At 71.8% G+C, this 7,216-nt stretch carries 7 protein-coding genes; all 7 read right to left on the reverse strand.

Translation table 11 applies throughout. The annotated features are described in order from the left end of the window. Positions 1-110 precede the first annotated feature (110 nt). Positions 111-1,310, reverse strand: a complete 1,200-nt coding sequence (locus IBL25_RS23235) for a beta-ketoacyl-[acyl-carrier-protein] synthase family protein (protein ID WP_187780861.1) — start codon at positions 1,308-1,310, stop codon at positions 111-113. 8 nt (positions 1,311-1,318) lie between these two features. Then, positions 1,319-3,661 (reverse strand): MMPL family transporter, encoded by a 2,343-nt coding sequence (locus tag IBL25_RS23240; RefSeq protein ID WP_187780862.1) that lies wholly within the window; start codon positions 3,659-3,661, stop codon positions 1,319-1,321. A 5-nt stretch (positions 3,662-3,666) separates the two neighbouring features. Then, on the reverse strand, positions 3,667-4,236 hold the full coding sequence (locus IBL25_RS23245) for an outer membrane lipoprotein carrier protein LolA (protein ID WP_187780863.1): 570 nt from the start codon (positions 4,234-4,236) through the stop codon (positions 3,667-3,669). After that, positions 4,233-5,126 carry an LpxL/LpxP family acyltransferase gene (locus tag IBL25_RS23250; RefSeq protein WP_187780864.1) on the reverse strand — a complete coding sequence of 298 codons (894 nt, stop codon included), beginning with the start codon at positions 5,124-5,126 and terminating at the stop codon, positions 4,233-4,235. Before IBL25_RS23250 ends, IBL25_RS23245 begins: the two co-directional genes overlap by 4 nt. After that, complete coding sequence (locus tag IBL25_RS23255) at positions 5,123-5,410, reverse strand: hypothetical protein (protein WP_202986863.1); 288 nt, start codon at positions 5,408-5,410, stop codon at positions 5,123-5,125. Before IBL25_RS23255 ends, IBL25_RS23250 begins: the two co-directional genes overlap by 4 nt. Before the next feature lie 2 nt (positions 5,411-5,412). Then, entirely contained in the window at positions 5,413-6,762 is a 1,350-nt protein-coding gene (locus IBL25_RS23260; protein ID WP_187780866.1) for an AMP-binding protein, read from the reverse strand. Then, positions 6,755-7,216, reverse strand: a 462-nt coding sequence (locus IBL25_RS23265; RefSeq protein ID WP_202986864.1) for a COG4648 family protein, incomplete at its 5' end; no start/stop codon positions are given. The genes IBL25_RS23260 and IBL25_RS23265, both read right to left, overlap by 8 nt.

The raw sequence follows: 7,216 nt of genomic DNA on the forward strand, positions 1-7,216 counted from the left end.
GGGGGCATCCCGCCAGGGCACGCGGCCGGCCAGGATGGGCTCGGCCTCCGCCCAGCCCGGCAGCCCGGGGCCCAGCAGCGCCGGGCCGCCGATATGGCAGCGCAGGCCGCTCACGCCGCGCGGCCCAGGACCAGGCTGCAATTGCTGCCGCCGAAGCCGAAGGAATTGCTCAGGACCCGGCGCAGCGGCACCTGGCGGTTTTCGATGGCCACGTCGGCCTGGAATTCCGGGTCTACACGCTCCACGCCCAGGCAGCCGGGCACCAGCCCGTCCTGCAGGCAGAGCGCGGCGACCACCGCCTCCAGCGCGCCGGAAGCGCCGAGTGTATGGCCGGTCCAGCCCTTGGTGGAGGAACAGGGCACGGCATTGCCGAAGAGATGCGATACCGCCCGGTCTTCCATAGCGTCATTGGCGCGGGTGCCGGTGCCGTGCAGGTTGATATAGTCGATCTGCGCGGCATCCAGTTGCGCCGCCTCCAGCGCCGCCCGCATGGCGGAGACGGCGCCCAGCCCCTCCGGATGCGGCGAGGACATGTGGTGGCCATCGCTGCTGGCGCCGGCGCCAAGCAGTTGCACCGCACCGGGCGCCGCGTCCCGTGGGCGGGTCAGCAGGACAAAGGCCGCGGCCTCCCCCACCGTGATGCCGTCGCGGTCGGCGGCGCAAGGGCGGGTCGGGCCCGGCGCCAGCAGGGCCAGCGAGCCGAAGCCCTCCACCGTCATGCGGCAGAGCGTATCGACTCCACCCACCACCGCCGCGTCGCAGAGCCCCGCCGAGATCATGGTGGCGGCTTCCAGGAAGGCCCGGGCGCCGGAGGTGCAGGCGGTGGAAATGGTCAGCGCCGGCCCCGCCAGCCCCAGTCGCGCCCGCACGTAGCGCGGCAATGAGAAGAGGTCATGCGTGGCGGCGAAGTCGAAATCCTCGGGCAGGTCGAAGCTGCCTTCCGGGCGGCGGCGATAGGCGGCCTCGGTTTCCGCGATGCCGGAGGTGCTGGTGCCCATGACCACCGCGACACGCGCGGCCCCAAGGCGGTCCCGCAGTGCCTCCGCGGCGGCCAGGAAGCCATCCTGCAACAGGGCCATCTCGGCCAGCCGGTTGTTGCGGCAATTGTAGCGCGCCAGTTCCGGCGGCAGCGCCACCGCATCCACCCCATCCACGCGCCCCACGAAGGCGGCGGGACGGTCTTCCGGCCCGGCGGGGCGCAGCCCGCCCAGGCGTTCATGCAGGGCCCGGCGCGTGGCGGCGGCACCGATGCCCATCGCGCTGACAGCCGTGACGGTGGAGAGCGCCAGAGGAGTGAAAGGAATTGGCATGTCCGGTTTCAGTTGGGCATCTTCTCAGGGGCCGCCAGGGCGGATGGCGGCGAAAGGGCAAGGGCCAGCAGGAAGGCGCTGCTGACACCGATGGCGACCGTCAGGCCGATGCCGCGCAGCACCGGGGTGGCGCAGAAGGCCAAGAGGCCGAAGGTCAGCAAGGTGGTCATGGTGCAATTGAACACGGCGCCCATGGTACGGTCGGCTTCCTCGGCCCCTTGCCGCGCGGCGCTGCCGAAGAAAAGCGCATAATCCATCCCCACTCCGGCCGCCAGCAACAGCGCCGCGAGATGAAAGGGCGTCAGCCGTTGGCCCAGCAGCGCCAGGGCGGCCACGGTCACCAGCAGCGCCCCCGCGATGGGCGCCGCTGTCCAGAGCGCCGCCGGCACGCCGCGCCAGCCCCGCCGCAGCCCCACCGCCAGCAACAGCAGCACCGCCAGCCCGCCCAGGCCGCACCAGAGCAGGGCCTGCCGCGTCGCCAGGGTCACCACGCCCTGGGTTTCCGCCTTCACATCAACCCAAAGGATGCCAGGGTCGCCCAAGCTGTCCAGGGCGGCACGCAGGGCCGGAATGTCACGCAGGTCCTGCGGGATCACCAGCCCCTGCCAGCCATCGCCGCGTGAGGAGAGCAAGGGGTCCAGCCGGGCGGCCAGGATGGGCAGGCGCGGCAGATCCTCCACCGTCAGAACCGGCAGGGCGCGGCTTTCCGCCAGGCTGTCCAGGAAGCGGTTGAAGGCTTCCGGGCGGAAAGGCAGCCCCGCCGAGGCTTCCCGCAGCCGGGGACGCATGGCCTCTGGCGCCGGCAGCGCCGCCTGGCGGGCGCGCTGCGTCGCGGCGCTGGGCAGGTAGCGCGCGGGACTGTCGAAGCCGGCCAACTGGCCCCGCGCGACGAGCGGCTGGAGCACCTGCTCCACCGTCTCCGCCTTCCTCAGCACAGCCTCGGCGTCAGGCCCGCCCAGGGCGATGATGCCGCGTACATCGGGGGCGCCAAGCTGGCCCCGCAACTCTTCATCCAGCCGCAGCTGCGCGGGCGGCACGGGGCTGAGGCGGGCGAGGTCATCCTCCCAGCGCGGGCCACCGAGCGCCAGCAGTGCCAGCGCCGCCAAAGGCAGCGCCAAGGCCAGCCAGCGCCAGCCCCGCAGGGCACCGAGCCCCCTCGCCAGCAGGCCCGGCAGGGGCCGCGGAACCAGGGTGGCACCCGGCAGCAGCCAGGGCAGCAGACCAGCGGTGACCACCACCCCGACCAGCAGCCCCGCCGCGCCGAAGAGGCCGAGCTGCGCCAGGATGGGGAAGCCCGAGAGCATCATGCCGGTCAGCCCCAGCGCGGCGGCCCCGGCGGCCAGCCGCAGCGTGGGCCAGATGCGACGCGCGGTGTCGCGCAGGCTTTCCGCCGGCCGGCGCTGCGTGATCAGCAGCAGCGGGTAATCCACCACCACGCCCAGCATGGTCATGCCGAAGCCCAGTGCGGCGCCATGCACCGCGCCAAAGGCAAGCCCCACCGCCGCCACCCCGGCCAGCGTACCCGCCCCCAGTGGCACCGCGACGGCGAAGAGCATCAGCAGCGAGCGGTAGCGCAGCCACAGGAAGCCCAGGATCAACAGGCCGGAGAGAAGCGAGATCATCTCCACATCGGCGCGGATGGCGGCGGCGGCCTCAGCCCCGAAGACGCCGGGGCCGCTTAGCAGCAGGCGCGCGGGGCCAGGATTGGCGGCGGCGAAAGCGGCCTGGAAGGTGGCGATGGCGGCGGCCTGCGCCTCGGTATCCAGGCCGGAAGCGCGGCTGCGGGCCACGATCAGCGCACGGGGCGGGCTGGCGCCTTCCGCGAACCAGGCGCCGGCGCGCAGTTGCACCCGGCTTTGCCCCAGCCAACCGCGCAGCAGGTCAAAAAAGGCACCGGTCGGATCGGCGAAGCCGAAGCGCGCCAGCAGCGGCGAGGCGGCGGAACGCAGCCCTTCCAGCAGGCCGGAGAGCTTGCGCTTCAGCCCTTCCACCTCGAAGCCCGCCGGGTCCGAGGCCGAAAGAAGGTAGCGGTACTGGAAGATCAACTCTCTTTCAGTATCAGAGAGATCGAGGCTGCCATTGCCAACAAAGCTGAACTGGCCGGACTGCCGCAGGCTCTCTCCAACCGCGCGGCTGATGCGAGCCAGTTCAGGCTCCGGCGCGCCCTCCATGCCGGCCAGCAGCAGGGTCGTGGCGGCGCCCGAACGCAGTTCCCGCAGCAGGAATTCGGCGGCGGGGGTGCGGCCGGGCGGCAAGAGGTCGGTCATCTCGGCGCGGATGGGAATGGCGCGGAACAGCCCGGCCCCCAGCAACGCCAGCACCAGCAGCGCGCCACCCAGGCGAAGCAGCACGGGCCTCACGGGCGGGGCGTGATCCGCAGGCTGGTGATGCCGTCGTTGCCCCGGGTCTCGACCTGCCGCACAAAGCCGCCACTGCCATAGATATCAACTCGTTGCAGCGCGACACGAACGCGGGCTGAGAGCGGCGTCAACACCATGTGCCAGCCCTCGCCCTCCGGTGAGAAGGAGACCTCGTAATATTGCCGCAAGGTGGCGAGGTCACCGGCCAGGGTGGCGCGGATCGCTTCCACGAAGGGACGGATGTCCGGCGACTGGTCCAGGCTGAGTTCCTGTCGGATGCCCTGCGCGGGGCGCTCCAGCAACAACCTGTCTCCATCGACGCGCAGAGTTTCCTCGGCGGGCCAGGTGGTGTGCTTCTCCAGCCGGTCCGGCGCGATCCAGGACAGCGTGCCGGTGCTGGGCAGCGGTGAGCTGAGTTCAGGAATGGATTTCTGCTCGCTGAACTCGGCACGGCCCTGCCGCACGCCGGCCAGGTCCTTCATGGTGCCATCGAGCGTGGCCTGCGCCATGGCTGGTGCGGCCAGGGCGAGAGACAAGGCCAGGAATGCCAGGGGACGGAGCATCATGCGTCCATCTCCTCCCAAAAATCGTAGAAATTGAACCAGTTATACGGGAACCTTCGCGCAATCTGTTCGATCCGCGCGGCATAACGGGCGGCGACTTGTTCCAGCTGCGCCTGCCGGTCCCGCCGGTCAATGGTGATGCGGTCGGCGAAGGGCTCGAAATGGACCTCGTAGCGGCGGCGCCCGGTCCAGACGCCGAAGGCGATCATCACCGGCGCGCCCAGCACGCCGGCCAGGATATGCGGCCCCAGAGGGAAGGCCGCCGGGTCACCCAGGAAGGGGACGCGTGTCACCTTGCCCGTGCCCGGGGTGCGGTCGGCCAGGATGCCCACCAATCCACCGCGCTCCAGGCATTCCTTGGCCCGTAGCATCGCGTCGGGCTGGCCGAGCGGGATAATGGCGGCGGCCTGCCTCGGGTCCAGCTCCGCGAAGAAGCTGGCCGATTTGGTGGCGTTCTGCGTGTGCATCAGCGCCACCACCTCCACCGGGCAGCCGGTATCGGCCACGGCATGCATGGCATTGAAGCTGCCCAGATGGGCACCGAGCAGGATGCAGCCCTCGCCTCGCGCGATCCGCTCGTTCAGCAGGTCGAGGCCAAAGACCCGCAGCTCGTAATCCTTGAAGCGGTTGCCCAGCAGGAAGAGCCGGTCCAGCAGCGTCGCCGAAAAGACGAAGAAGGTGCGGAAAAGGTCCGCGATCCCCGGCTCCCGCCCCAGGGCGCGGCGCTGGAACTGCCGCACCGCCTGGCGCTGCCGGGGCGAGGAGAGAAAGAAATACAGCGCGATCGGCCAGAGCAGCGCGTAACCGAAGCCATAGCCGAGCCTGGTGACGATCCAGGCCATCAGCCGCAGGGCGGCGACGCTGCCGCGTTCCTTTTGCCGGGTCCAGATCACGGCGAGGCCAGTTCCACCTCACCCGAAAGCGCCAGGGCGCCGGCGCAGAGGCAGCGGAAGGCGATGCGGCCGGCACCGGGATCGGTCAGGGAAATCTCCACCGGCTGCTCCGGCCCGACGGGGGCCACGAACTTGGCGTGGCGCAGGCGGGCCACCGTACCATGCCCCGCTGCCGTGATGGCGCTGAAGACGGCATCGAGCAGCACCACCCCCGGCACCAGCGGACGCCCCGGGAAGTGCCCGGCCAGGCAAGGATGCGCGGCCGGCATGCTGTAGCGGACCATGCTCATCCGCCACCCGCCGCCGGCTGCCGCCGCAATTCCTCCAGCGCCTGCCGCGTCAGCTTGCCGATGGCGTTGCGCGGCAGCGAGGGCACCAGCAGCACCCGGCGGGGCAGGAAGACGGCTTCCATCCGCTCCCGCAGCCCCGCCAGGATCACGGCGGGGTCACGGCCGGGGGCGACGGCATAGACCATCAGGCGTGCGGCCGGGTTGCTGTCCAGGTCATCGGGCGCGACGAAGACCCCGTCCTCCACGCCTTCCACCTGCATCAGCAGCCGGTTCAGGCTGGCCAGCGAGGCCCGCTTGCCGCCCAGCTTCACCATGTCGGCGCGGCGGCCGAGCAGGCGGAAGCGCCGGTCCGGCTGGAATTCCACAGCATCGGCCAGTTGCACCGGGGCGGGCATGCCGCGCACCTCGACCCAGACGGTGTCGCTCTCACCTTCCCGCCGCAGCTCCACGCCGTCGTAGAGGGTCCAGGTCTCGCCGCCCGTGGTGCGGCGGCTGGCGACGGAGCCGATCTCGGTGGCGCCGTAGATTTCCAGCACGCGGGTGTCCCAGGCCACTTCGCAGGCGGCGGCCAGTTCAGTGGCCAGGGGCGCGGTGGCCGAGATGACCGCCGCCAGTTCCGGCAGCCGCTCGCCGGAGCCGAGCAGGGCGCGCATCTGCAAGGGCGTGGTGATCAGCACGCGCGGCGCGGGCGCGGCGTGCAGGGCCTCGGAGATTTCCACTGGGTAGAAATGCGGGCCGGCATGGCTGGCGGTGGCCGCGTGCAGCGGCATGGCCATGGTGGTCTCGAAGCCATACATGTGCTGCGGCGGCACGGTGGCCACCAGCGTCGTCACCACCGGTCCTCGCAGGCCGAAGCGCGCGGCGGCGGCGCGCGTCGCGGCCACCAGCGCGCCCCAGGGCTTGGGATGCGCCGCCGGCTCCCCCGTGCTGCCGGAGGTGAAGCCGATGATGGCCACCTGTTGCAGCGGGATCTCCGGGTTGGGGCCATCCTCGCCCTCACCCTCGGCGGCCACGCGCAGGGCGCCGGGAGGCGCGGCCCAGCCCGGTTCCTCCCCGGCATCGGCCAGCACGTAGCTGTCGGGATAGGTGGCCAGGATCTCGCGCTGCCGCCGCTCGGACCGGTCGGCGGTCAGCAGCATCACGTGGCCGCGGCTCAGCGCGGCGGCCAGGCCGAGCAGGGCATGGTAGCGGTCGGCGCAGAGATTGAGCGCGAAGGGCCGCTCCGGCAGCCGCGCCGCCAGGGCCGCGACATCGGCCAGGAAGCGGCCGACGGTGATGGCCTCGGCGCCACGGCGGAACATCACCTCGTCCCGCGCGCGGTCGGTCAGCGGGGCGGTGTCACGCATGGTGGGCCAGGGTCGCGGCCAGCACGGCGCGCAGGGTGCGCGCCGGGGTGGCGATGCCGAACTGGGGAAAGCGCAGGGTGCGGATCACGTGCTCACCAAGGAAAAGGGCCAGCATCAGGGCGCCGGTGATGCCCAGCACCAGCGGTGCCGAGGCCGGGGCCTGGAAGGGCGGCAGGCCCAGCAGGGCGGCGGCGTGCAGCGGCGCGGCGGCCAGGAACACCAGGGTCCAGAGCCAGGTCAGCCCGCGCGTATAGCCGGCGCATTCCGAAAGGCGGGAGCCGGCATCGTGGCGTGTATAGCGGCTGATCAGGGGCTCCCGCCCCGGGCGCAGGGTGGCGCCGAAATGCGCCGCCAGCAGCAGGTCGCCGGCCACCGGCAGGAGGCGCGCCAGCAGGGCCATGCGATCCGGCCAGGCGGCGCAGGCCAGGGCCAGGGCGCCGAGCCCGGCGGCCAG

The sequence above is a fragment of the Pseudoroseomonas ludipueritiae genome, assembly GCF_014490445.1.
In the GTDB taxonomy this organism is placed as follows: domain Bacteria; phylum Pseudomonadota; class Alphaproteobacteria; order Acetobacterales; family Acetobacteraceae; genus Pseudoroseomonas; species Pseudoroseomonas ludipueritiae.